At 60.9% G+C, this 24,917-nt stretch carries 24 protein-coding genes; 12 read left to right on the top strand and 12 right to left on the bottom strand.

What is annotated here, in order from left to right:
* The first annotated feature begins 5 nt into the window (after positions 1-5).
* From ABIE62_RS08750 to ABIE62_RS08780, 7 genes are all read left to right on the top strand, one after another.
* Complete coding sequence (locus ABIE62_RS08750) at positions 6-1,181, top strand: CpaE/TadZ family protein (protein ID WP_354325256.1); 1,176 nt, start codon at positions 6-8, stop codon at positions 1,179-1,181.
* Positions 1,178-2,566 carry a TadA family conjugal transfer-associated ATPase gene (locus ABIE62_RS08755; protein ID WP_354325257.1) on the top strand — a complete coding sequence of 463 codons (1,389 nt, stop codon included), beginning with the start codon at positions 1,178-1,180 and terminating at the stop codon, positions 2,564-2,566. The genes ABIE62_RS08750 and ABIE62_RS08755 overlap by 4 nt, the downstream gene beginning before the upstream one ends.
* Positions 2,563-3,564 carry a type II secretion system F family protein gene (locus ABIE62_RS08760; protein WP_354325259.1) on the top strand — a complete coding sequence of 334 codons (1,002 nt, stop codon included), beginning with the start codon at positions 2,563-2,565 and terminating at the stop codon, positions 3,562-3,564. The genes ABIE62_RS08755 and ABIE62_RS08760 overlap by 4 nt, the downstream gene beginning before the upstream one ends.
* Positions 3,565-3,569: 5 nt before the next feature.
* Positions 3,570-4,544, top strand: coding sequence for a type II secretion system F family protein (locus tag ABIE62_RS08765; RefSeq protein ID WP_354325261.1), 975 nt, complete (start codon positions 3,570-3,572; stop codon positions 4,542-4,544).
* A gap of 2 nt (positions 4,545-4,546) precedes the next feature.
* Positions 4,547-5,269, top strand: coding sequence for a tetratricopeptide repeat protein (locus ABIE62_RS08770; protein WP_354325263.1), 723 nt, complete (start codon positions 4,547-4,549; stop codon positions 5,267-5,269).
* A 17-nt stretch (positions 5,270-5,286) separates the two neighbouring features.
* The gene (locus ABIE62_RS08775) at positions 5,287-5,739 is read left to right on the top strand and encodes an A24 family peptidase (protein ID WP_354325265.1); all 453 of its coding nucleotides are present in this window, start codon (positions 5,287-5,289) and stop codon (positions 5,737-5,739) included.
* Positions 5,740-6,050: 311 nt separating this feature from the next.
* Positions 6,051-6,443: a M23 family metallopeptidase gene (locus ABIE62_RS08780; RefSeq protein WP_354325267.1), complete on the top strand. Its 393-nt coding sequence runs from the start codon at positions 6,051-6,053 to the stop codon at positions 6,441-6,443.
* A gap of 80 nt (positions 6,444-6,523) precedes the next feature.
* Here the strand turns inward: ABIE62_RS08780 and ABIE62_RS08785 are convergent, their stop codons facing one another.
* The 6 genes from ABIE62_RS08785 to ABIE62_RS08810 are packed head-to-tail and all read right to left on the bottom strand — an operon-like array spanning position 6,524 to position 12,437.
* Complete coding sequence (locus ABIE62_RS08785) at positions 6,524-6,946, bottom strand: Na+/H+ antiporter subunit G (protein WP_354325268.1); 423 nt, start codon at positions 6,944-6,946, stop codon at positions 6,524-6,526.
* A complete protein-coding gene (locus tag ABIE62_RS08790; protein ID WP_354325269.1) occupies positions 6,943-7,212 on the bottom strand; it encodes a K+/H+ antiporter subunit F in 270 nt (89 codons plus the stop codon). Before ABIE62_RS08790 ends, ABIE62_RS08785 begins: the two co-directional genes overlap by 4 nt.
* On the bottom strand, positions 7,209-7,694 hold the full coding sequence (locus ABIE62_RS08795; RefSeq protein ID WP_354325271.1) for a Na+/H+ antiporter subunit E: 486 nt from the start codon (positions 7,692-7,694) through the stop codon (positions 7,209-7,211). Before ABIE62_RS08795 ends, ABIE62_RS08790 begins: the two co-directional genes overlap by 4 nt.
* Entirely contained in the window at positions 7,691-9,211 is a 1,521-nt protein-coding gene (locus tag ABIE62_RS08800; RefSeq protein ID WP_354325273.1) for a monovalent cation/H+ antiporter subunit D, read from the bottom strand. Before ABIE62_RS08800 ends, ABIE62_RS08795 begins: the two co-directional genes overlap by 4 nt.
* Entirely contained in the window at positions 9,208-9,594 is a 387-nt protein-coding gene (locus ABIE62_RS08805; RefSeq protein ID WP_354325275.1) for a Na+/H+ antiporter subunit C, read from the bottom strand. Before ABIE62_RS08805 ends, ABIE62_RS08800 begins: the two co-directional genes overlap by 4 nt.
* Entirely contained in the window at positions 9,591-12,437 is a 2,847-nt protein-coding gene (locus ABIE62_RS08810; protein WP_354325276.1) for a monovalent cation/H+ antiporter subunit A, read from the bottom strand. The genes ABIE62_RS08805 and ABIE62_RS08810 overlap by 4 nt, the downstream gene beginning before the upstream one ends.
* A 207-nt stretch (positions 12,438-12,644) precedes the next feature.
* Between ABIE62_RS08810 and cysD the strand changes: the two genes are divergently transcribed.
* From cysD to ABIE62_RS08825, 3 genes are read left to right on the top strand one after another with little or no spacing between them, the layout of a single operon-like run.
* On the top strand, positions 12,645-13,556 hold the full coding sequence (gene cysD / locus ABIE62_RS08815) for a sulfate adenylyltransferase subunit CysD (protein WP_354325278.1): 912 nt from the start codon (positions 12,645-12,647) through the stop codon (positions 13,554-13,556).
* The gene (gene cysN, locus ABIE62_RS08820) at positions 13,556-15,469 is read left to right on the top strand and encodes a sulfate adenylyltransferase subunit CysN (protein WP_354325279.1); all 1,914 of its coding nucleotides are present in this window, start codon (positions 13,556-13,558) and stop codon (positions 15,467-15,469) included. The genes cysD and cysN overlap by 1 nt, the downstream gene beginning before the upstream one ends.
* Positions 15,466-16,221, top strand: coding sequence for a 3'(2'),5'-bisphosphate nucleotidase CysQ (locus ABIE62_RS08825; protein ID WP_354325282.1), 756 nt, complete (start codon positions 15,466-15,468; stop codon positions 16,219-16,221). The genes cysN and ABIE62_RS08825 overlap by 4 nt, the downstream gene beginning before the upstream one ends.
* On the opposite strand, the gene ABIE62_RS08830 is transcribed toward ABIE62_RS08825, so the two are convergent.
* The 6 genes from ABIE62_RS08830 to pepN form a co-directional block, all read right to left on the bottom strand.
* Positions 16,222-16,773, bottom strand: coding sequence for an adenine phosphoribosyltransferase (locus ABIE62_RS08830; protein ID WP_354325283.1), 552 nt, complete (start codon positions 16,771-16,773; stop codon positions 16,222-16,224).
* Positions 16,774-16,869: 96 nt separating this feature from the next.
* A complete protein-coding gene (locus ABIE62_RS08835) occupies positions 16,870-17,727 on the bottom strand; it encodes a cytochrome c1 (RefSeq protein ID WP_354325285.1) in 858 nt (285 codons plus the stop codon).
* A gap of 54 nt (positions 17,728-17,781) precedes the next feature.
* Complete coding sequence (locus tag ABIE62_RS08840) at positions 17,782-19,071, bottom strand: cytochrome b (protein WP_354325286.1); 1,290 nt, start codon at positions 19,069-19,071, stop codon at positions 17,782-17,784.
* Positions 19,072-19,138: 67 nt separating this feature from the next.
* A complete protein-coding gene (petA, locus tag ABIE62_RS08845) occupies positions 19,139-19,711 on the bottom strand; it encodes a ubiquinol-cytochrome c reductase iron-sulfur subunit (protein ID WP_354325320.1) in 573 nt (190 codons plus the stop codon).
* A 240-nt stretch (positions 19,712-19,951) separates the two neighbouring features.
* The gene (gene pgeF, locus ABIE62_RS08850; protein WP_354325288.1) at positions 19,952-20,713 is read right to left on the bottom strand and encodes a peptidoglycan editing factor PgeF; all 762 of its coding nucleotides are present in this window, start codon (positions 20,711-20,713) and stop codon (positions 19,952-19,954) included.
* A complete protein-coding gene (pepN, locus tag ABIE62_RS08855) occupies positions 20,706-23,366 on the bottom strand; it encodes an aminopeptidase N (protein WP_354325290.1) in 2,661 nt (886 codons plus the stop codon). Before pepN ends, pgeF begins: the two co-directional genes overlap by 8 nt.
* 92 nt (positions 23,367-23,458) lie before the next feature.
* Between pepN and ABIE62_RS08860 the strand changes: the two genes are divergently transcribed.
* Positions 23,459-24,253 (top strand): NAD-dependent epimerase/dehydratase family protein, encoded by a 795-nt coding sequence (locus ABIE62_RS08860; protein ID WP_354325291.1) that lies wholly within the window; start codon positions 23,459-23,461, stop codon positions 24,251-24,253.
* Between the two features lie 59 nt (positions 24,254-24,312).
* Positions 24,313-24,522 carry a hypothetical protein gene (locus ABIE62_RS08865; protein ID WP_354325293.1) on the top strand — a complete coding sequence of 70 codons (210 nt, stop codon included), beginning with the start codon at positions 24,313-24,315 and terminating at the stop codon, positions 24,520-24,522.
* Positions 24,523-24,917 lie beyond the last annotated feature (395 nt).

The following is a 24,917-nucleotide window of genomic DNA, read 5'->3' on the forward strand; positions in this document are numbered from 1 at the left end:
ACCACATGACCAAGTCTGAAACTCTCACCCTGTTCCGTCGCCTGCCAACGCGAATGTGCGCTTGCGTGGTGGCGTCAGAGGATGAGTTGGCGCATCTGGAAAGCCAATTCCCCGAACAGTTCCGGCAGATTTTCACCAGCGTTGCCTTGCCAACCAACGCTGCGCTCCCCGCGCTTCCCGTAACGCAAAGCACCGTTCTGGTGATCGAGGTCAATCCGGGGCTGCCCGGCTCGATCGGGCGTATCGAACGGGCGCGCTCCCGATATCCCGACCTGCCGATCATCGCCGCGGTCGAAAGCCTTGATCTCAGTAAGGTTCGCACGCTGATGCGGCTGGGCATCAAGGATGTGGTCGCGCTGCCCTTCAACGCCGATGAACTGCTTCCGGTCATCATCGACCTTAGCACCCAGTTTGCTAATCAGTCGGCCGGTCTTGCCCCGATGCAGGCAGTGGTTCACTCGTCCGGAGGGATTGGGGCCAGCACGGTCGTTTCGCATCTCGCGGCCGCGATAACCGAACAGAACGAAGACGCGCGCTGCTGCATTGTCGATCTCGATTGCCAATTTGGTGAGCAGGCCAGCCTGTTCGGCGTCTCGCCCAGCACGAGTGTGGTTGATTGCCTTGATGCCGGCGACCGGCTCGATTGGGACATCATTGCCAATGCCGTGACCAACGTCCGGCCCAGGATCGACCTGCTGGCCGCCCCGCGCGACATTCCGCCGCCGGAAACGATCGATGCCGACCAGTTGCTCAGGCTGCTGACGATGCTGCGGCAGAATTACGATCACGTGCTGCTCGATTTCCCGGCCGGGTGGACGAACGCCGGTCTGTCGGCCGCATGTGCATGCAACCGCCTGCTGCTGGTCGTGGATCAATCGGTGCGCAGCATCAGCCGGGCAAGCAAGACCATCGCGCTGCTCGACAGCGTGGATGTCGCCCCAGGCAATGTCACACTGGTGGTCAATTGCGCTGAAAAACGCCTGTTTCAGGTTATCGGCGCGCAGGCCGTCGGTGACACGCTAGATCGGGAGATCGCCGCCGTCATTCCGCTGGTGAAAACCGGCCTGCAAGAAGCGCAGGTTCGCGGCTTCCTGTTCAGCGAAGAGGAGCCCCGCAGCGCCTTTGCCAAAGCCTTTGCCCAGCTGGCCGAAACTGATTTTTCGGACGGTGAACAGTCATGAAATGGTCCGTCAAGAAGACTGGCATTCAGACCGAACAGCCGATTGATCCGGAACAGCCTTATGTCGCCCCGGTTACTGAGGCCGCGCTGTTCCACGATGAGGCGCAGGCCGCCTTGCTTGAGCTGAAGATTTCGATCCACCGTTCGCTGCTCGACAAGATCAACCTTTCCGCGCTGGACAAGCTACCGCGCCCGACCATCCGCGCAGAAGTCGCCGAAATCATTGGCGAGATTCTGGCCGATCAAAAGGAAAAGCTGAACCGCGCCGAACGTGAAGCGTTGGTCGATGATGTGCTGGACGAACTGCTTGGCCTTGGCCCGCTTGAACCACTGCTTCAGGACGAATCGATCACCGATATTCTGGTGAACGGCCCCAAGACCGTGTTTGTCGAGCGTTTCGGCAAGCTGGAGCGCGCCGCGACGATGTTTCAGGATGAACGCCATCTCATGCGGATCATCCAGAAAATCGTCAGCGCGGTCGGTCGCCGGATCGATGAATCCTCGCCATTCGTCGATGCCCGGCTGGCAGACGGATCGCGTGTAAATGCGATTGTCGCTCCGCTTGCGGTTGATGGGTCGCTGCTTTCCATCCGCAAGTTCGCGAAGAAGCGGATCGGCATGGATCGCCTGGTCGAATTCGGAAGCCTTACCCCGGCAATGGCGGATATCCTGCGCGCGGTGGTCGCCATGCGCCGTAATGTCCTGATCAGCGGCGGCACCGGTTCGGGCAAGACCACCCTGCTCAATGCGCTGTCATCATTCATTGATGGCAGCGAACGCATCGTCACCATCGAAGACAGTGCCGAACTGCAGTTGCAGCAAGAACATGTGGCAAGGCTGGAAACCCGACCCTCCAATATCGAGGGTAAGGGTGAGATATCCCAGCGCGATCTCGTGAAGAATGCGCTGCGTATGCGCCCAGACCGGATCGTGGTCGGCGAAGTCCGGGCTGGCGAAGCATTCGATATGCTTCAGGCCATGAACACCGGCCATGATGGATCGATGACCACTGTCCATGCCAACACACCCCGCGATGCGCTGGCGCGTGTTGAGCAGATGATTGGCATGAGCGGTATCGACATGCCGGCCCGGTCGGCCCGCGCACAGATCGCATCGGCAGTCGATGTGGTGGTTCAGGTCGGCCGCCTGTCGGATGGTCGGCGCAAGGTGATGAGTGTCTCGGAAGTGACCGGCATGGAAGGCGACACCATCACGATGCAGGAAATCTATCGCTTCAAGATGACGGGGCGGACCGAGAATGGCGACGTTCTGGGTCGGTTCGAAGCGACTGGCATCAGGCCTAAGTTTGCCGCCGATGCGGCGACTGCCGGGATCAACCTCAGCGCCGATCTGTTCCGCCCTGAACACGGGGCAGAGACAGCATGACAGATGCCTTTCTGAGATTGGGAATCCTGCTCGCGCTGTTCGCGACAACCTTTATCGTGGTGCAGGCGGTTCTCAATGTGGCCTGGGCCCGCCGTTCGCGGTTGAATACCATCAATCAGCGCTTGAAGTTGATCAGTGAAGGCCGCAGCCGAGACGAGATCATATCGGTTCTTCGGAAGAACACAGGTAGCGATTTTTCCGCTTTCCCGCAGCCGTTGGCCAGTTTGTTGGCGGCGCTGGAACGTTCGTTGCGTGCCGCCGGAGTGCCATTTGCAACCAGTCTGGTCGTTTTTGCAATGGCGGTTGCTTTCGGACTGCTGGTTGCCGTGATCGGAATCGCGGCGGCGATGAGCGGTTTCACCATGTCGGCGGGCACAGTTCTGCTGATCGTCACGCTGTCCTTTTGTGCTGCCGTGCTGCTGCCCGTGCTGGTGGTGAACGCCTTGGCGCAAAGGCGTCGCAAGCGGATGGAAGAACAGTTCCCGATCAGCCTTGATGTTTTCATCCGCGCGCTGCGTGCAGGCCACCCAGTGGCTTCGGCCATCGATCTCCTCACCCGGGAAATGCCCGATCCGATAGGCAGTGAATATGGCCTGGTGGCGGATGAGGTGTCCTACGGAGCCGAGCTTGCTGACTCACTCTCGAATATGGCGGAAAGGTGGGGGCTTGAAGATATACGAATGTTCGTCGTCTCACTGTCGGTGCAGAATGAGACCGGCGGTAATCTGGCTGAAATCCTTGAAAATCTTGCGTCTGTCATTCGCGCCCGCGCCAGCCTGTTCCTCAAGGTTCGTGCGTTAAGTTCGGAAGGCAGGATGACAGGGTGGATATTGACGATCCTTCCGGTCGGAGCTTTCCTGTCGTTATTTGTTGTAAACCCAGCCTTCTACCTCGATGTTGCAGATGACCCGGCCTTTATCATCGGCTTTGTTGGCCTTATTGTGATGTATGCCATTGGGTTTGCGACGATCCGCATAATGATCAACATCAAGGTCTGACGGCGATGATTGATCTTATAGCAAGCAGCCCCGTCATAAAGACTGCCGTATTGTTCGGCATCTTTGCGGTCATTGCATTTTTTGCCTTTGTCGGTTTGAATCTCGCGCTCCGCCGGCGCGATGAGCGGATTGCCCTTGAAAAACTGGTTGCCGTGCGGCCGGATCAGGGCTTTTCCGGTAGTCTGCGGAGCGACCGGAACACCAGTGCTTGGGCACGCATGGCCCAGAGGATCGAACAAGCCGGGCTGAGCCTCGCTGACTCCAAGGATGACCGCCTCAGCGCCAAGCTTAAGGAGGCAGGGTATAGCAGCGCCTCGGCACCCCGTATCTTCACCTTGATCCGGCTTACACTGGTGTTTGCGCTCCCCGCGATTGTGCTGACGGTGATGTTTTTCACGGTTGAAAGCCCAGGATTGGGTGCAATTTATGTAGTTGGTTCTGCATTGGGATTGGTCGGTCTTTTTCTGCCGAATCTCGTCGTCAGCGCCAAAGCCGATCGCCGTAAACAGGCCATTGTGAATGGCTTTCCCGATTGCCTTGATCTGATGCTCGTTTGTGTCGAGGCGGGGCTAGGGATTGAGGCGGCAATGGATCGCGTTGGCCGTGAGGTCGTGCAGGCGCATCCGCAGGTTTCCGAACTGCTTTCCGCCACCGGGCTCCAGCTGCGCGCAGGGGCATCGCGCGCGGAGGCTTTCCGAAGCCTTTCCGAAACCGCAGGCGTGGATGAAATCCGGTCGTTTGCGACGCTGCTGATTCAGTCGGACAAGCTCGGTACGAGCTTGGGCAGCACACTTCGCGTCTATGCAGAAGAAATGCGCGAGAGGCGCAGAATGCGCGCCGAGGAAAAGGCGCACCGGCTACCAGTTCTGATTTCAATACCCCTGGTGGTTTTCATGTTGCCGGTGATGATCGGGGTGCTGATGCTGCCCGCCGGCATACGGGTTGTCCGTGAACTTGCTCCAGCATTGACAGGAGGATAGCGATGAAAGTTTGGGCTATAGTCGGCGCGACATTGTGTCTGGCAACTGCGGGATGTGCATCACTCGATTTCACCCCGCGATCCAAGACCGCGCAGCAGACCGATATGAGCGCATATTTTGCTGAACGCCTTGAGGTTGGCCGCGCCCATCTGGCGGCGGGTCGCCCGACCAAGGCGATCGAAGCCTTCCGGCAGGCTTCCTACAATCATGCGCTGGCACCCGAGGCATTCAATGGGATGGCAGTGGCCTATTCCACGCTGGGCCGTGACGATGTCGCCCGGGATCTTTTTGTACGGGCGGCCGAGCTTGACCCGACCGATCAACGCTATTGGCGGAACCTTGCGCGGGTGGACGAGCGGATCATGCTGGCCAAGCAGACTCCGCGAGCAGTATCCCCCGCAGTCGAAGCTACGGTGGTTGCTCCAACTGCTACGGCGGCGGCGGAAGAAGATGATGTGCCGCAGGCGCGCCCATTGAGAATGGCCAAGGCCAAGGAAGTGTTCATCCGCACACTCCCGGCCAGCCAGGCTTCGGGGGCCAAGGTTCCGGAAAAGAAGCTGGAAGGCGCAATCGTCAGATCAGCTATCTTGGTAACCGCGCCGAGGCCGCGATCCAATTATCCGATCCGGATCAACGTGACGCCGACCCGGAAGATTGCTGCCGCATCGCGGCAGACCGAAGGCACAGCATCGCTGCCAATCCGCATCTTCCTCAACAAAAATTGAAGTTGATCGGCTGACCCGTGCCTCCTTTCGAGACCTTTGCCTTTCTGCTGTTGGCCGGCCTCGCAGGGTTTGGGGCCTGGACTGATATTGCCAACCGGCACCTTTCCAACTGGCTTAGCCTTGCGACATTGGTGGCCGGGTTGGTGTTTGCCGCGATTGGCGTAACGCCTACCGATTTCCTGAGCCATCTTGGGCATTTCGCCGTCGCCTTGGCGATCGGTCTAGCGCTGTTTGCCGGGGGTGTCTGGGGCGGGGGTGACGGCAAGTTCTATGCAGCGGTCGCAGCATGGTTCCCGATCAGCCTGTTTTTCAATTTGATTTTCGCGATCTCGATGGTTGGTTTGGCAATGCTGATCGTTATGTTGATAAAATCCCGAGGGCGCCTGTTTCGCAAGGACACAAAGGGTGTGCCCTACGGCGTTGCGATTGGCATGGGGGCGCTGGTCGCGCTTGGGCAGCAGATTTGGTAAAGCGTCACCTCTTTCACGGATTGCGCCAGATGGCGCGGACAGGTGCGATCGTCGCGCTGTCGTTCCCGGCTTACCTTTCCGCAGAGGATGCTCCAGCCTCCGTGAGTAGTGCGCCGTCTGCCGACAGCGAACGAGCAGACGCGATCAGTCCAACCTATTCACCGATCAGCATTGCCACACCGGTAGGGAAAATAAGCCTAGCAAAGGCTGGCGACGAACTGGGTGAGCGACGGTTTGAGGCCAGGAGTACCGCGGCAGGTGCAAGCGTCGTGTCATTTTCAAGAACTCGGCCGCGCCGGAACGCCAGCGGAATGCCATTGATCGGCTATCCGGCAGGGCTCCCATTGAACAATGGTCGGCTTTCCAGCGGTTTCGGCTACCGGTTCCATCCGCTTTCCGGACGTTATCAGCCCCATGCAGGGGTTGATCTGGCTGCGCCGATGGGGAGTCCGGTGGTCGCAACGGCTGACGGAATAGTCGGGTTGGCCGGTTGGATGGGAGGCTATGGCCTGACGATCCAGGTCGACCACGGAAAAGCTATCCAGACCCGCTATGCTCACCTTTCAGCGACGTCAGTAACGCCGGGTCAAAGTGTCAAGCAGGGGCAGATCATCGGATTTGTCGGTTCGACGGGCCGGTCAACTGGCCCTCACCTCCATTACGAGGTTAGAGTCTCTGAAGTGGCAATCGACCCCCTGAATTGACGAAGGCAATTTGCGGGCGCTTAAGCAATTCCAGCGCGTGATGCGTCAGCATCTCAGCGCGCCGGTATAAATAAGCGAGCTCAATCCCCGGCCATATCACCCGGCGTGCCCAGATGGGGGGCTTCATGCGTGGCCCAATCGGTATCGGCTGTCGGTGGTGCGGGCCGGCCGGCCGGGCCAGCCGCTTCGGACGCTTCACCCAAGCGCAGGCGGTGGAGGTGCACCTTGGCGATCAAGTTCGCTGAAATCGGCGCGGTCACGAACAGGAATACCGAAACCAGAAATTCATGCGTGGTCCACTCACCGCGCACCAACTGGAAATAGGCCACCGAACCGAGCAGCATCCCGCCCAGGCCCAAAGTTGTCGCCTTGGTCGGGCCGTGCAGCCGCTCCATCAGCGAAGGCAGGCGCACCAGCCCCCAGCTTCCAATCAACGCAAAACTGCCGCCGATTACGATCAGCAAACTGACAATAACCTCGGCGAGAGACAGCGGCACGCTCATTCGATGATATTCCCGCGCAGCAAAAACTTGGCATAGGCGACGGTACCGACAAATCCGACCATCGCCAGCAACAGCGCGGCTTCGAACGATGAGCCGCTGCCACCTGCAATTCCGGCGAGCACGATGATGCCGATGATGTTGATCACCATCGTATCAAGCGCAAGGATGCGATCCGTGACGCCCGGCCCCTTGAGCAATCGCCAAAGGTTCAGCGCCAGCGCCAGGCCGAGCGCCGCAAAACCAAAGCCGAGGGCATATTCGATCATACGAAGATCCTCATAAGCCGGGCCTCGTAGCGCAATTTGACCTTGGTGATCTCGCTCGCCGGGTCGGGCGCGTGGAGCGCGTGGACGAGCAGATATTTGCCACAAGCCGACACATCGCTCGACACCGTTCCGGGGGTGAGGCTGATCGTCCCGGCGAACACTGTAATCGCTTCAGGCGAGGTCAGTTCAAGCGGTATCGCCAGCCACGCCGGGCGCAAATCGCGATTGGGTTTGAACAGGATAATCGCCGCAACCTCGAAATTGGCGATGATGATGTCCCACACTACAAGCCCGAAATAAACAAGTGCGGACAGGTAGCGCACCTTGGGACGTCCCGGCCACCACGGTGCGGTGAACAACGGGATGACAAAACCCAGGACCAACCCCAGGAACAATGCGCCAAAGGTGAGGTCGCCCACCATCACCATCCACATCGCCACCAGCAATACGCTGAGGCCTGGATGCGGCAACAGACGGCTCATTGCGCAACCTCACCCAGCACTGCGCGGGCGGATAATGCCGGGTCGAGCGCCTGCGCCGCGGCGGCGTTGGCATAGGTGCTGGCCCAACCCGCTCCGGCGGATAGCGCTGCCAGCAGTGCCAGCGCAATCGCAGGTGCGACAAGATCGGCGCGTGTGGCGGCAGGCGCAGTCGCCTCGCCACTTTGTCCCTGTTTCCAGAACAGCGTGCTGCCCACGCGGGCAAAGCCGATAATTCCGAACAATGTCGTGACCAGAATTACCCCCCACGCCCAACCCCAATCGGGCAGGGCAGTCACCGATTTCAGGATCATCAGTTTGCCGATGAAACCTGATAACGGCGGCAGACCGGTTGCCGCGATGGCAGCGAGCATGAACATCAGGCCCACTGCGCTACGGTCGGCAAAATCAGGGCCGGGACTGGCATTATCAGCAAACCCGCCTCGCCGTCTCGCAACCACGTCGGCTACCAGAAACAGCGCCGCCGCCGCGATTGTCGAATGGACGAGATAATAGAGCGCCGCTCCCAATGTTGCCGTCTGCCAGCCCGCCACCGCGATCAATAACGTACCGGTTGATCCGATCACCAGATAGGCAGCCTGTTCGGACAGGCTGCGGGCCACGAACACGCCTGCAAAGCCGATACCTGCGCTTACCATCGCTGCCGGAAGCAGATAAGGTGCCGGAACCCAAGCCGCAGCGCCCGCGCCATCGCCAAACACCTGCGGTACAACCCGGATCAGCGAATAGACGCCGACCTTGGTCATAATCGCAAACAGCGCCGCCACCGCCGGGGTAGATACGGCGTAGGTCCGCACCAGCCACAGATGCAGCGGCGCGACCGCCGCTTTCAGCGCAAACACGCTGACCAGTAGCAGCGCGGCAATGCGCAGCAGGCCCTGATCCTCGGGCGCCAGTGCTGCCACTCGTAGCCCCATGTCGGCCATGTTGAGAGTGCCGGTCAGCGCATAGAGCAACCCCAGCGCGATCAGGAACAGCGATGACCCGACAAGGTTGACGACCACATATTGCACCCCGGCCTTCAACCGCGCCGGACCTTGCCCGTGCAACATCAGCCCGTAAGAGGCGATCAGCAGCACTTCGAAAAAAACAAACAGGTTGAACAGGTCGCCGGTCAGGAACGCGCCGTTCAATCCCATCAGCTGGAACTGGAATAGCGGGTGGAAATGCCAGCCCTTACGGTCAGCGCGAGTCACCACCGCGTGCAGCAGTGCGATCAGCGCGAGGGTAGCCGCCAGCACCAGCATCATCGCCGCCAGCCGGTCTGCCACCAGAACAATGCCGAACGGCGCGGGCCAATTGCCCAATTCGTAGGCGAGGATGGTCCCGTCGCTGACCTGTGTCATCAGGGCGATCGCGGATGCCAGCATGGCGATGCACGACACCAGCGAAATGTTGATGCCCAGCGATCGCCGCCGCCGCATCACCAGCAGCGCGAACGGCGCGGCAAGCGCTGGAATCGCAACCGGCAGGATCGGTAGATGATCGGCGAGCGTCACGGGTGCTCCCCATGCGTGTCATCACTGGCGAGGCCGTCCTGCGCATCGCCTGTCACCGTGTCACCATCAACATGGTCGCTGCCGCTTTCAAGGAAGCTGCGCAGCGCCAGGATCACCACGAACGCGGTCATGCCAAAGGTTATGACAATTGCGGTTAGGGCCAGCGCTTGTGGCAGCGGATCGGTATATTCGGCCACTGCCTTGTCCCAGATCGGTGGACGGTTCAGCACCAGCCGTCCTGACGCAAACAGGAACAGGTTGACCGCATAGGACAGCAGCGTGAGGCCCAGCACCACCTGAAACGTGCGCGCACGCAGAGCCAGAAAGATGCCACCCGCCACCAGCACCCCAATCGCGCTCGCCACCAGAAATTCATAGGTCATGGCGCGTCCTTTCCGTCCGCCAACGTGGCGGCATGGGCCCGGGCGGCACGCTGCGCGATATGGCTCAGTTGTGCGAGCGCCAGCATCACCGCACCGAATACGGTCAGGAACACGCCGACATCAAACAGCATCGCGCTGGCCAATTCAAACTCGCCAATCAGCGGCAGTGTGAAATAATCGAAGGTCGATGTAAGGAAGTTCGCTCCAAACACCACTGCGCCCAACCCGGTCGCCATCGCAGTCAGCACGCCCCACGCGATCAGGCGATGCTCGCTAAACCGCCGCCGTGCATCCGACCAATCAAATCCGGCAGCAAGATATTGCACCAGGAACGCAATCGCCACCACCAGCGCCGCGATAAAGCCGCCGCCAGGCTGGTTATGGCCACGCAAGAACAGGAATATCCCCACCGTCAGCGTCAAAGGCAGGACGATGCGGCTGGCCATGAGCAGCATCATCGGGTGGCGTTCGGGCGAATGCGGCATGTCTTCGCGCCAGCGCCGCAACCGCGCGCCTGCTGCGCCGACTGCCGTGGTATCCAGAAGCGCAAAAATGCCCAAGCCAGCGATGCCGAGCACAATGATCTCGCCCAGCGTATCAAACGCGCGGAAATCGACAAGGATGACGTTGACGACATTGGTGCCGCCCCCGCCGGGCTTGGCATTGGCGAGGTGATAGGCCGCAATGCTCGCGCCCGGATCGCGGGTCAGCATCGCCCATGCCACCCCGCCGATCAGCACACCGCCCACAATCGCCAATGCGCCATCGCGCCATTTGCGCGGCGCAGCCGACAATAGTGGCGGATCTTTGGGCAACAGGTTGAGCGCCAGCAACAACAGCAGGATGGTAACGACCTCGACCGAAATCTGCGTCAGCGCGAGATCAGGCGCGGAAAACCGCACGAAGGCAAGGCTGACGATCAGGCCGATCACGCTGATGTAGATCAACACCCGGAAACGGTTGCGCGAATCGTTCACCACCGCGGCCGTCGCCGCGATCAACAGCACCCAGGCAATGATTGCCGGGGCCGAGGCGGGCAGGCCTAGGCGCGTGCCAGTGAACACCCCGCCCCCGGCCATCGCCCCATCGATCACCAGCGCGATAATCACGACGAAAATCGCCAGCAGCATCCGCTGCAACGAAGGTGTGTGCGTCGTGACAATGGCCTTGCGCACCCAGATGTTGGCAAAGTCTAGCGTGGCTTCGAATATGCGCTTGGCATCGGGCAGGCGGGCGCGTTCCCACATTTCCAGCAGGCGCGCGTGCTGCCACAACAGGAGCACACCGCCCGCCACTGCGATGAGGCTGAGGATCAACGCAAGGTTGACGCCATGCCACAGCGCCAGATCAAATTCAGGCGCCGCGCCGCCGATCACCGCGCCCGTCACTGCACCCACCAGCGGCCCGGCCAGCAACATCGGGACCAGCCCCAGCAGCACTGCCAGCAGCGTCAAGGCAGCAGGTGCAGCCCACATACCAAAGCCCGGATCATGGGCGCGCGCGTAAGGCTCGGCCTCGCGTGGGTGGCCGAAAAACAGATGTCCGGCCAACCGCAGTGAATAACCGACCGAAAGCGTTGCCCCGATGGTTGCCAGCAGCGGCACCAGCCATGGCAGGCCTAGGAGCACCAGATCGGGCGTCTGATACAGCATCAACTCCTTCGATATGAACCCGCCCAGCGGCGGCAGCCCGGCCATTGATGCGGCGGCAAGGGTGGCGATCAGCGCGGTAATCGGCATCACCTTGGCGAGTCCGCCCAGCCGCCGGATATTGCGTGTGCCGGTTTCATGCTCGACGATCCCGGCGCTCATGAACAGCGCGGCTTTGAATGCGGCGTGGTTGAGGATGTGCAATACCGCAGCCATCGCCGCCATCTCCAGCGAGAACCCCAGCAACATCACCAGCAGGCCCAATTGGCTGATGGTGGAATAGGCAAGGATGCTTTTCAGATCATGCCGGAATAGCGCCACGCCCGCGCCAAACACCATCGTGGCGAGGCCGACGCTACTGACGATCACGGTGAAAGCTTCGGTCCCCGCCAGCACCGGCCACAACCGCGCCAACAGGAACACACCTGCCTTCACCATCGTTGCAGAATGCAGGTAAGCGCTGACCGGGGTGGGCGCTGCCATCGCGTGGGGCAGCCAGAAATGAAACGGGAACTGCGCCGATTTGGTGAAACAGCCCAGCAAAATCAGCCCTAACATCACCGGGTAAAGTGGCGAAGCACGCACCACATCGCCGCGCTCAAGGATTGTTGCCAGATCAAACGATCCCGCGATCAGCCCCAGCAGCACCATGCCACCAATCAGCGCCAAACCCCCACCGCCAGTAATCGCCAGCGCCATGCGCGCGCCCTGCCGCGCTTCGGCTTTGTGCTGCCAAAACCCGATCAGCAGGAACGACGACAGGCTGGTTAGTTCCCAGAACACCAGCAGCAACAATACATTGCCCGCGATCACAATGCCCAGCATCGCGCCTTGGAACAGCATTAGGCTGGCAAAGAACCGACCGGTCGCCTCTCCCGCATAGAGATAGAAATGGGCGAAGATCACCACCAGGAGGCCAATGCCTAGGATCAACCCGCCAAACAGCAGGCCGAGCGGATCGACCATCAGCGTCAGATCCAGCCCCAGCGAAGGCACCCATTGCCACGATGCAGACGGAACATCGCCGCCGATCACCGGCCCAGCCAGCATCACCAACAGGCCGAGGCCAAGCGCACTGGCCCCGCCCGCAATGCCCGAATGCACCGCGCGCGAAGCGTCGTGCAGCAGCGCAATCACCAGCGCGGCAAGAAACGGCAGCGCCACCAGCGTAATAAGCGTCAATGGTATCGCCATTGGCGGCCCCGGTGGTCCTTCCGTCCGAAAAATGCGTTCGCGATTGCGTCTGATGCGCGTAGCCCCGCGACAAACATGGCGCAAGGACAACCCATCTTGTTTGTCACCTATCGGCCCTCTGGCGTTCCCGCTATCCAATGCCTGCGCTTGGCCTGCCCCAACCAAAACTGTGCTTGTCTTGCGCGGTTCTGCGTGTAGCTGCAAATTATGCGCAGCCTGACCCATCTTGAACGGCTCGAAGCCGAAAGCATCCATATCTTGCGTGAAGTCGTGGCCGAGGCGGAAAAGCCGGTTATGCTTTATTCGGTAGGCAAGGATTCAGCGGTGATGCTGCATCTAGCCAAAAAGGCGTTCTACCCAGCGCCTCCGCCGTTTCCGCTGCTGCATGTCGACACCACCTGGAAGTTCAAGGACATGTATGCCTTGCGCGAAAAGGCGGCGCGCGATGCCGGGATGGAGCTGCTGGTCTATCACAACCCCGAAGCCAAAGCGCGCGGGATCAACCCGTTCGAACACGGCCCGCTGCACACGGATATGTGGAAGACGCAAGGGCTGAAACAGGCGCTCGACCTTCACGGATTTGATGTTGCCTTCGGCGGCGCGCGGCGTGATGAGGAAAAAAGCCGCGCCAAAGAACGCGTGTTCAGTTTCCGCACAGCACACCACGGCTGGGATCCGAAAAATCAGCGCCCGGAACTCTGGAACCTTTACAACACCCGCAAAAAGAAGGGCGAAAGCATCCGGGTGTTCCCGATCTCAAACTGGACCGAACTCGACATCTGGCAATATATCATGGCCGAAAATATCGAGATCGTGCCGCTGTATTTCGCCGCCCCGCGCCCGACTTACGAATATGAAGGCGGGCTGTTCATGGCCGATGATCTGCCCCGGCTGGAGCAGGCGATGGGCCACAAGCCCGAAATCACCACGCGATCCATCCGGTTTCGCACGCTCGGCTGCTTCCCGCTAACCGGCGCGGTTGAAAGCACCGCCTCTACCCTGTCCGAAGTCGTGCAGGAAATGCTGCTCACCACCACCAGCGAACGCCAGGGCCGGGTGATCGACAAGGACGGCGGCGACGCCAGCATGGAGAAGAAAAAGCAGGAGGGCTACTTCTGATGACCACGCCTTCTTCGTTCCAGACCGATGCACTGATCGCAGAGGATATCGACGCCTATCTCACCGCGCATCAGAACAAGAGCCTTCTGCGGTTCATCACCTGCGGCAGCGTGGATGATGGCAAGTCCACCCTGATCGGGCGTCTGCTGTATGATTCCAAGATGATCTTCGAAGATCAGCTCGCCGCGCTCGAAAGTGACAGCAAACGCCACGGTACCCAAGGCGAAGAGATCGACTTCGCGCTGCTGGTCGATGGCCTTGCGGCGGAGCGCGAACAGGGCATCACCATCGACGTCGCCTACCGCTTCTTCGCCACCGAAAAGCGCAAGTTCATCGTCGCCGATACGCCGGGGCATGAACAATATACTCGCAATATGGTGACCGGCGCTTCGACCGCCGATCTTGCGGTGATCCTGATCGATGCGCGCAAGGGGGTGTTGCAGCAAACGCGGCGGCACTCTTTTCTCGTCCACCTGCTCGGCATCCGGCACGTAGTGTTGGCGGTGAACAAGATGGATCTGGTCAGCTATGACCAGACGGTGTTTGACGCAATTGTGGCTGATTACCGAGCGTTTGCGACCAGCATCGGGATAGGCGCCTTCACCGCGATCCCGATTTCGGGTTTCAAGGGCGATAATATCACGGCTTCGCCCTCGGCCAACACCCCATGGTATGATGGCCCGGCGCTGATCGAGCACCTTGAATCGGTGGAGGTGGACGCCGCCGCCGCGCAAAGTCAGACGTTCCGAATGCCGGTGCAGTGGGTCAACCGCCCCAACCTCGATTTTCGCGGTTTCGCCGGATTGATCGCCAGCGGAACCATCCGCGCTGGTGATGCGGTGCGGATCGTGCCGTCGGGCAAGACCAGCACGGTCAAATCAATCGTCACCTTTGCGGGCGAACTGGACGAAGCGGTCGCGGGCCAGTCGGTCACGCTGACACTGGCTGATGAGGTCGATTGCAGCCGCGGCGATGTGATCGCGGCTGCGGGCGATCCGCCGCAGGCATCCGATCAGTTCAGCGCAACTCTGGTGTGGATGGACGAGGAGGCGTTGAAGCCGGGACGCGGCTATTGGCTCAAACTTGGCACGCAAACCGTCACCGCGACGGTTCAGCCGCCCAAATACGAGATAGACGTCAATAGTCTCGAACATCTGGCGGCCAAGACGCTGGGCCTCAACGCCATCGGCGTGGTTGAATTTGCCACCGATCGCCCGATCGTGTTTGAGCCCTATGCGGAAAGTCGCCAGCTGGGTGGGTTCATCCTGATCGACAAGTTCACCAACGCGACCGTCGCTGCGGGGATGATCGCCTTCAGCCTGCGCCGCGCCGATAATGTCCATTGGCAGCCGACCGCGATCACCCGCGATGATCACGCGAGCATGAAGAACCAGCGGCCGCGTGTGCTGTGGTTCACCGGGCTTTCGGGCAGCGGCAAATCGACCATCGCCAACGAAGTCGAAAAACAGCTGTTCGTGATGAACCGCCACACCTTCCTTCTGGATGGCGACAATGTCCGCCATGGTCTCAACCGCGATCTGGGCTTTACCGAGACCGACCGGATCGAAAATATCCGCCGCGTGGGCGAAGTGGCGAAGTTAATGGCGGATGCTGGGCTGATTGTGCTCACCGCGTTCATCTCGCCGTTCCGCGCCGAACGCCAGATGGTGCGCGACATGCTGGAGCCTGGTGAGTTCATCGAAATCTTCGTCGATACGCCGCTGGAAGTGGCCGAAAGCCGCGATGTGAAGGGCCTCTACAAGAAAGCGCGCGCCGGGCAGCTCAAGAACTTCACCGGGATCGACAGTCCCTATGAAGCACCCGAAAATCCCGAAATCCGGGTCAATACGGTGGATATGACACCCGAGGAGGCGGCACGGTTCATCATTCAGCAGATCTTGCCGCTCAAATGAGCAGTGGGGCAGGATTGAGCGACGGCGAATTGGCAGCGCGGTTGGCGCAGGCTGCGGGGCATTTGCTGGTGGATGTGCGGGACAGCGGGCTGCTTGCCGGCAAAGCGCTTGGCGCGGCAGGCGATGCGACGGCCAACCAGTTTTTGTGCCACGCGATCCGCGCCGCCCGGCCCGATGATGGCCTGCTGTCGGAAGAGGAAAAGGACAACGCCGCACGCCTGACCCAAAGCCGGGTGTGGATTATCGATCCGGTCGACGGCACCCGCGAATATGGCGAGGCCCGCGCCGATTGGGCGGTCCATGTCGCGCTTGCGGTTGATGGGGTCGCGGTGCTGGGTGCGGTGGCGCTGCCCGGACTGGATGGCGGGGTGGTGCTACGCTCGGACGCGCCGACGCCGCTTGCTCCGATGGCCCCCCAACCGCGTTTTGTCGTCAGCCGCACCCGGCCCGCGCGCGAAGCCGAGGCGGTGGCTAATGTGCTTGGCGGAACGCTGGTGCCGATGGGCAGCGCGGGGGCCAAGGCGATGGCGGTGGTGCGCGGCGAGGCCGAGGTCTATCTGCATTCGGGCGGGCAGTACGAATGGGACAGCTGCGCGCCGGTTGCCGTAGCGCTGGCACACGGGCTGCATTGTTCGCGGATCGACGGATCGCCGCCGGTTTACAATCAAGCCGATACCTACATGCCCGATCTGTTGATCTGCCGCCCCGAATGGGCGCAGAAGGTGCTGGCTGAAGTCGCCAAGCTCAGCTGATCAATCGCCTTCGAATTCCATCAGCGCGCTGACCGCTATCCCGGCATCGCGTAGCCGCGCTGCACCGCCAAGGTCAGGCAGGTCGATCACGAACAGCGCCGCTTCGATCACCGCGCCCGCCTTGCGCAGCAGCTGCGCCGAGGCCAACGCCGTGCCTCCGGTGGCGATCAGATCATCGACAATCACCACTTTCTGCCCCGGCTCAATCGCGCCCGGGTCCATTTCCAGTCGATCGGTGCCGTATTCAAGCGCGTAGTCGATGCTGATGGTCGCGATCGGCAGTTTGCCCGGCTTTCGGACAGGCACGAAGCCGACACCAAGCTGCACCGCCACTGCCGCGCCGAAAATGAATCCGCGCGCTTCCATCCCCGCAATCTTGTGCGCGCCTGCCACATCAGCCCACTCGGCAAGATGATGCACGCTCGCCGCCATGCCCCGGGGGTGGCCGATCAGCGGGGTGATATCGCGGAACTGGATGCCATGCTGGGGGAAATCGGGAACCGTGCGCACCAGCGCCTTGAGCTCTGCGGGAGAGAGATGCGGAGGTGTCATGTCAAAAGGCCCCTTTGCGGCACGTTAAAAGCAGAACGCCCCACCATCCGCAGGGGACGATGGGGCGTTCTTGGCGTTTACATTGAACGGGAAGACTTACTTCTTCTTCGGCTTCATCCCGGCCCAGATCTGCTTGTACGACAGGAATGCCAGCGCTGTTGCGAACAGCAGGAAGCCGAGCACAAACCAGCCGGTCTGCTTGCGCTCGACCAACGAAGGTTCTGCCGTCCAGGTCAGGAACGCTGCAACGTCGGTCGCCATCTGCGGAATGGTCGCCTCGGTTCCATCAGCATAGGTTACCTGGCCGTCAATCGCGAGCGGCGGAGCCATCGCGATATTGACGTTGGGGAAGTGCTTGTTGAAATACAGGCCAGCCGGGGTTTCAAAACCGACCTTGGCGGCCTTTGCAGCATCAGGCTCTCCATAACCGGTCAACAGGTCATAGACGTAGTTCGATCCGTCAGGCCGGGCCTTGGTAATCAGCGAAAGGTCGGGCGGGATGGCATTGTTGTTGGCTGCTGCGGCGGCGATCGCATTGGGGTAAGGCATCGGGAAATGATCGGTCGGATTACCCGGACGGGTGGTGTTTTCACCAGTGTTCGGATCGATCCCCGGCACCGTCCAGCTTTTCGCTTCGGCTTCTACTTCCGCTTCGGTGTAGCTGAGCTGCCGCAGGTTGCGGAACGCCACGAACTTCAGGCTGTGGCACGCCGAACAGACTTCTTTGTAAACCTGATACCCGCGCTGCAGTTGGGCAACGTCCCAAGTGCCAAGCGGGCCGTCAAACGAGAAGCCGTCTTCAGGCCCGACGCCATGTTCATAGAAGGCATAGGAAGGCTGCTGTTCCGGTGCAGGGCCGAATGCGAAGTTCATGAAACCTGGCACCAGCGACCACAGCACCAGCACCGCAGTGATGGCGAGGCCGGCGATGATACCTCCGAGGCGAATAGTCATGACCGAACTCTTTCTGGTTATCGGATCAAATTGCGTGAGAACTGCCCCGACCGATTACTCGGCCGGCTTATCCTTGCCGGTCACCGCTTCGGTGATCGAGAAGGGCAGCGGCTTAGGCACTTCGATCTGGCTTACAATCGGCAGGATCACGAGGAAGTGCAGGAAGTAATACGCCGTGAATATCTGGCTGAACATGATGTAGGGCTCTTCCGCGTGAGCACCGCCAAGATAGAACAGCGCTGCCATGGTCGGGATCAAGCCGAACCAGAAGAATTTGCGGAACAGCGGGCGATAGTGGCCCGACCGTACCGGGCTCTTGTCCAGCCACGGCAGGATAAACCACACCAGGATCGATCCGAACATCGCGATCACGCCGAGGAGTTTCGCCGGGATCAACACAATGCCGGTAAACGGGATGGTGAGATCGCCCGTGAAGGCGCGCAAGATCGCGTAGAAGGGGTAGAAGTACCATTCCGGCACGATCAACGCCGGGGTTGAGAGCGGGTTGGCCTCGATATAATTGTCCGGGTGCCCGAGTGCGTTGGGCAGGAAAAATACCATCAGCGTGAAGAAGATGAGAATCACGCCCAGCCCGAAACCATCCTTCGCCGTGTAGTAGGGGTGGAACGGCACGGTGTCCGATTCCTGCTTCACTTCCACACCGGTCGGGTTTGACGAGCCGGGGATGTGCAGCGCCCAGATGTGCAAGATCACAACCCCAGCAATCACAAACGGCAGCAGGAAGTGCAGCGAGAAGAAACGGTTGAGCGCTGCGTTATCAGGAGCAAACCCGCCCAGCAGCCAAACCTGCAGCGGCTCACCCACGATCGGGATGGCGCTGAACAGGCCGGTGATCACCTGCGCCCCCCAGAAGCTCATCTGGCCCCACGGAAGCACATAACCCATGAAGGCGGTTGCCATCATTAGCAGGAAGATCACCACGCCCAGCAGCCAGATCATCTCGCGCGGGGCCTTGTAGGATGAATAGAAGAACCCGCGGAAAATGTGCAGATAGATCACAATGAAGAAGAAGCTTGCACCGTTGGCGTGGGCGTAACGCAGCATCCAGCCGTAGTTGACGTTGCGCATGATGTGTTCGACCGTGCTGAAAGCAACCCCGGCATTGGCGGCATAATGCATCGCCAGAACAACCCCGGTAACAATCTGCACTACCAGGAAGAACCCGGCGAGCACGCCGAAATTCCACATGTAGTTGAGATTGCGCGGCACCGGATAACCGGCGCCAACCGCATTGTAGACGAGACGCGGAAGCGGCAATTTCTCGTCAAGCCACTTGGTGAAAGCGGATTGCGGCTCGTACTGCTTTGCCCAGGCGAAACTCATAGCGTTCTCTCGAATTGATCGATGTTACGGATCGGATAGGTGTTCATTGTCATTCTGTTATGCGGGATCAGCCGATGCGGACTACGGTATCGGACGTGAACTCGTATTCAGGCACTACCAGATTGAGCGGTGCCGGGCCTTTGCGTATGCGCGCTGCGGTGTCGTAATGCGAACCATGGCAGGGGCAGAAGTAGCCACCATATTCGCCGCGGTTCTCGCCTTCGCCTGCGCCCAACGGCACACAGCCCAGATGGGTGCAAACGCCCATTGTAATGAGCATGTCTTCATGCCCTTCCTTGGTTCGCTCAGCCAAGCTCTGCGGATCGCGCAGAGTAGAAATATCAACCGCGTTGGCCTCGTCTATCTCTTCCGCCGTGAGGCGGCGAACAAACAGCGGCTGCTTGCGGAACATCGTCTTGATGGCCTGCCCCGCCTCGATCGCACTCACATCGACTTCGGTGCTGCCCTGCGCCAACACGTCGGCCGAGGGGCTCATCTGGCTCACCAGCGGAAACAGTAGCGATGCCCCGCCTACGCCCGCTGTGCTCAATGCAGCGATGTGAATCCAGTCGCGACGGCGGATGCCATCTGCGCCTTCCGTCATTTCCGAGGCACCTGCGGGAGTGGTCGCACCGCTCATTTCAGCCATCGTCAAATACCCTGCTCGTGTTGCCGCGCGGTTGTGATGCCTTGCGCAGCGTGGTGTTCCAGATCCGAAAGCTGGCGCCTCCGGCTTGATCTGCTTAATTGGTCCCTGCTCCGGACAGCATGAGCGTTTGCTACCCAACCCACCCAGAACTCGCGGGGGCAATTAACGGCAATCGCTCAAAAATCCAACTGTGTTTTATTCAAGGCCTGTTCGTCAGTGTGCAAACTCGCATCAGGGAAGGGCTATCATGCTGATTTGTCTTCCATAATTACCTTCGCCCACTTGGGTCGCGCGGCGGTAGGAATGGTAATGCGCAACGTCGCAGAGCGTATCTCGGCCGATATCAGCAATTTTATCAATGCCAGCATCGGTCAATTTTGTGACGATGTGGCCTGGAAGATCAAAATACCAGCGCACAATGCCTTCACGCTCCGGTGCGGGCGCAAAAAAGCGGTTCGCGGCGACATCGAATTGCGCGCGGAAAGCGGCGTCAACTTCGTAGCTGGCCTGCGCGATGGTCGGCCCGATCACTGCTGCGATTGCATTTCGCCGCGCGCCAAGGCGCTCCATCGCGGCGACGGTATTTGCAATCACTCCGCCCACCGCGCCGCGCCACCCGGCATGGGCCGCGCCAATCACCCCTGCCGCGCGGTCAGCCAGCAAGATGGGCGCACAATCAGCGGTAACGATGCCTAGCACGATGCCGGGCTTGGCAGTTACAACCGCATCGACCACCGGGCGACCTTCGGCAGCATCATCCCAAGCATAATCCACTACCACAACATCGGGCGAATGCACCTGATGCGGCGCGGCCAGCCGCCCGCCAGGCAGTATCGCATCTGCCGCTTCCGCTCGCAGCTTTCGCACATCCGCAGCATCGCCCGGCCCGCCAAAGCCGAATTGATGCGCGCCGCCTGCACTGCCGAAAAAGCCGTGCGGGATGCCTTCCAGCAGCACTGAACGCTCGATGGCAAAGGGGGGCATCTCAGCCATCGAGGCTGCGGCTGACCTGTTCAAACGTATCGCGCGAGAGGTTTCCTGCCGCCGCGATCCGCTCAAGCTCGCCCTTCATTAACGCCGCGCGCACCGACTCGATCCGCCGCCAGCGCCCGAGTGACGGGACAAACCGCGCCGCCGTTTGCGGGTTGATCGGATCCAGCGCGAGGATCACGTCCGCCACCATCCGATAGCCTTCGCCGCTGGCTGCATGGAAGCCCTTGGGATTGCCCGCGAACGCCATGTGCAGAGAACGCACCCGGTTGGGGTTCTTCATGGTGAAGTCCGGGTGTTCGGCCAACTTGCGGACCTGCGCGATCACATCGGGGTGGAGCGAGAGCGCTTGCAAAGTGAACCACTTGTCCACCACCAACGGGTTGTGCTGGTAGCGATCATAGAACGCCGCCAGCTTCTCTTCGCGCGCGGGATGATCGAGCCCGCACAGTACCATCAGCGCGCCTTGCCGGTCGGTCATGTTGTCCGCCGCGTCATATTGCTGCGCGGCAAGCGTGGCGGCGCGCGCCGGATCGGCGGCCGCGATCAGCGCGAGCGCCGCAGTCTTGACCTTGCGCGCACCCCGTCCCGCCGGATCATCGAGCGTGACCGCCGAAGCGCGCGCGTGAAGCGCCAGCAGATCATCTGCCAGCGCGACGCCGATGGCCGCCTTCAACCCTTCGCGTGCAGCGTGGATCGCGCCGGGGTCGGCCAACCGGTCGCCTGTGGCCATGACTTCGAACAGGTAGTTTTCTGACGGCAGCACCATCAATTCACCGCGCATCGCATCATCGAGCGCGGTGTCAGCGATGCTCGACCGGAACGCGCCGATGATCGCCGCCTCGCCTGCGGCCTTTTCGTCGACCGACAATTCGCCGCTCGCGATTCCGACGAGGTGACTGACAGCGAGTTCCTGCAAGGCTTCGGAACGGGCGAAGGGATCGTCATCCTGCGCGGCGAGGAACACGAGGTCTTCGCGCACCAAAGCTCGATCAATCACCACCGGGGCGGTGAAGCCGCGGTTGATCGACACCACCGGATCGGGCCCGGCGAGCGGGAGGGTGAAGGTCTGCTCCGCGTCGGTGAGCACGATCAACTGTTCTGCCCCCAGCATGCCGCCCCGCGAATGCACGACCACCCGCAGCGGGATTGGCATCGGCGCCTTGTCGGGCTGGCCGGGGGTGGGGGGCACGGTCTGCCTGAGCGTCAGTGTCAGCGTGTCACCATTCAGCGCCTGCGACACTACCACACGCGGCGTGCCGGCCTGTGAATACCACCGGCGGAACTGGGTGAGATCAAGCCCCGCTCCGTCTTCGATCGCACGCACGAAATCCTCACAGGTCGCCGCCTCGCCATCGTGGCGATCGAAGTAGAGATCGGTGCCTTGGCGGAACCGCTCCAACCCCGCCATCGTCCGCATCATGCGGATGACTTCGGCACCCTTGTTATAGACGGTGGCGGTGTAGAAATTGCTGATTTCGCGGTAAGAGTCGGGCCGGATCGGGTGGGCAAGCGGCCCGGCATCTTCGGGGAACTGCGCGCCGCGCAGGATGCGCACATCCTCGATCCGCTTGACCGCCTCACCCTGCATATCCTGCGAGAACAATTGGTCGCGCAGCACGGTGAAGCCTTCTTTCAGCGAAAGCTGGAACCAGTCGCGGCAGGTCACGCGGTTGCCCGACCAGTTGTGGAAATATTCGTGCGCAATCACGCCTTCGACTGCGTCAAAGTCGCCATCTGTCGCGGTATCGGGGTCGGCCAGCACGTATTTGGTGTTGAAGACGTTGAGCCCCTTGTTCTCCATCGCTCCCATGTTGAAATCGGACACGGCGACGATGTTGTAGAGATCAAGGTCATATTCGCGCCCGAACACGTCCTCGTCCCACTTCATCGCTCGATGGAGCGATTCGAGCGCATGGTCGGTGCGCGCGAGGTCATCGGCCCGCACCCAGATGTTGCATTCGACTACGCGGCCCGATTGTGTGGTAAAGGGTCTGGAATTGGCCACCAGATCGCCCGCCACCAGCGCGAACAGATAGGACGGCTTGGGCCAGGGATCGTGCCATTCAGCCCAATGGGTGCCATCGCCGTTCACACCCTCGGCCACGCGGTTGCCGTTGCACAGCAGCACCGGGAATGCCGATGCGTCGCCCGCCATCCGCACGGTATAGGTCGACAGCACATCGGGCCGGTCGGGGAAGAACGTGATGCGGCGGAAGCCCTCGGCCTCGCACTGGGTGCAGAGCATCCCGTTCGAGGCATAGAGGCCCATCAGCTGGGTGTTCGCGGCAGGGTCGATGGTGGTGACGATTGCGACCGTGTGCTTGTCGCCGGGCAAGGTGAGAACGAGATCGGGGCCGTCCATCTGCCAATCCGCAGGCGCGCCGTCGATGGTGGCGTTGAGCGCGGAAAGGCTGTCGCCGTTGAGGCGCAGTTCGCGGCTGGGTTCGGCGGCGGGGTTGCGTTCGACCGTCAGGGTCGCCGTGACCTGCGTCGCCTCAAGCCCCAGCTGGAAGTCGAGATGCGTCGTCGGCACGCGCCACGGGTATGGTCGGTAATCCTCGCGGCGGATCACCGGGGGATCGTGCGGGGTCGGCGCGGCATCCGCGAGTTCGGGGTTGCCGTCTGGGGTGGTGGGGGTGGTTGCGATATCCATGCCGTGCCCTTTACCCGTTCGTGTTGAGCGTAGTCGAGACACATTCGCCCGACCTCTCGACTTTGCTCGGGGCGAACGGCAAGGTGAGAGGCATGAGCAATCTCCTGATCTTTGGCCTCGGCTACACAGCTACGCGCATTGCCGCTGCGATGCGGGAGCGCGGGTGGCGAGTCGATGCTACGGGCCGCAATGGCAACCTCGAATGGATGGATGCCATTGCCGTGCTTGAGCGCATGGACAAGGCGACGCATATCCTATCTTCGGTTCCGCCAGACCGGTCATCCGGGATCGATCCGGTGCTGGATTTCTACTATGACCAGTTCGAGGGGCAGTGGTTAGGTTACCTCTCGTCGACCGGTGTTTACGGCGACAGACAAGGCGCATGGGTGGACGAGGCGACGCCCACAATTGCGCAATCGGGAGAGGGCCGAAGGAACGCCCGCGCCGAGGCTGACCTCGCATGGCTGAACATGAGCGCGCGGGTGTTCCGGCTGCCGGGGATCTACGGGCCGGGGCGCAGCGCGCTCGACCGAGTGAAGGAGGGTAAGGCGCGGCGGATCGATTTGCAGGGGCAGGTGTTCAGCCGCGTCCATGTTGATGACATTGCCAGCGCCGTCGTCGCCGCGCTGACACAGGACGCACCGCCGGGTGCCTATAATATTGGCGACGATCTGCCGTGCAGCGGCAATGAAGTGACCGAACACGCCTGCCGTTTGATGGGCGTGGCGCCCCCCCCGCTGGAGACGCTGGCGAACGCAAACCTCTCGGAAATGGCGCGCGGATTCTACATGGAGAACCGCCGCGTCGCCAACGGCAAGGCCAGGCGGGTGCTGCGATGGCGACCGCAATTCCCGACCTATGTCGAAGGATTAGCGATCCTCATCTAATTCGTTATTGCGAGGTGCCTAGCGTCATTTCCCTTTGCGATGGGGAAACCGGCGAACCTATGAGCACGCTCATCATCGGCGGCGGTTCTATCTCACGCGAACCGGACGAAACGCGGGAAGCCTTCGAAGCGCGGGCTACAGCGGGCGCGCCAGCCGCCATTTCCGTGCCTGCCAATGGGCGGGCACTTGTGCCGGGGAAAACCCCGCAATGGGCGCAAAGCGCGCTGGTGCTGCGAAAGCTAAAGGCGAAGCATGGGGACGGCTGTTAGCTAGGCATCAAGCACGAAACACAGCTTGGTCGGGCCAGCCGCAAAGTGCGCCATAGGAAACCCCGCTTAAGGTCTTCACGGCAGACCAACCGAAGACCTGAGTCTGTCAAAGACTTGATCTGTTTTACAACGTTCGTCCTCGACCCCGAACCAACCCACGCAATGTGGATATTCGCTTACCTGACGGGCGCTGGTTTGAATCAGAAAGCCAAGATGCACGAAAAAGCAGGAGAGAATTACGCTAACGATAATGGCGGTTTGCTGTCCACACGTCATGTCATTTATCCTATGGAATGTTAACTAGTGGATTGACCGGAACGAAAGAGTCCATTTAGGGATTCCCAGAGGCTTGCCGACGTGCGATTCAGGGAGGATGCGCGATGGTATCACTTTCT

Origin of the sequence: Porphyrobacter sp. MBR-155 (assembly GCF_040547625.1) — a bacterium.
In the GTDB taxonomy this organism is placed as follows: Bacteria; Pseudomonadota; Alphaproteobacteria; order Sphingomonadales; family Sphingomonadaceae; genus Erythrobacter.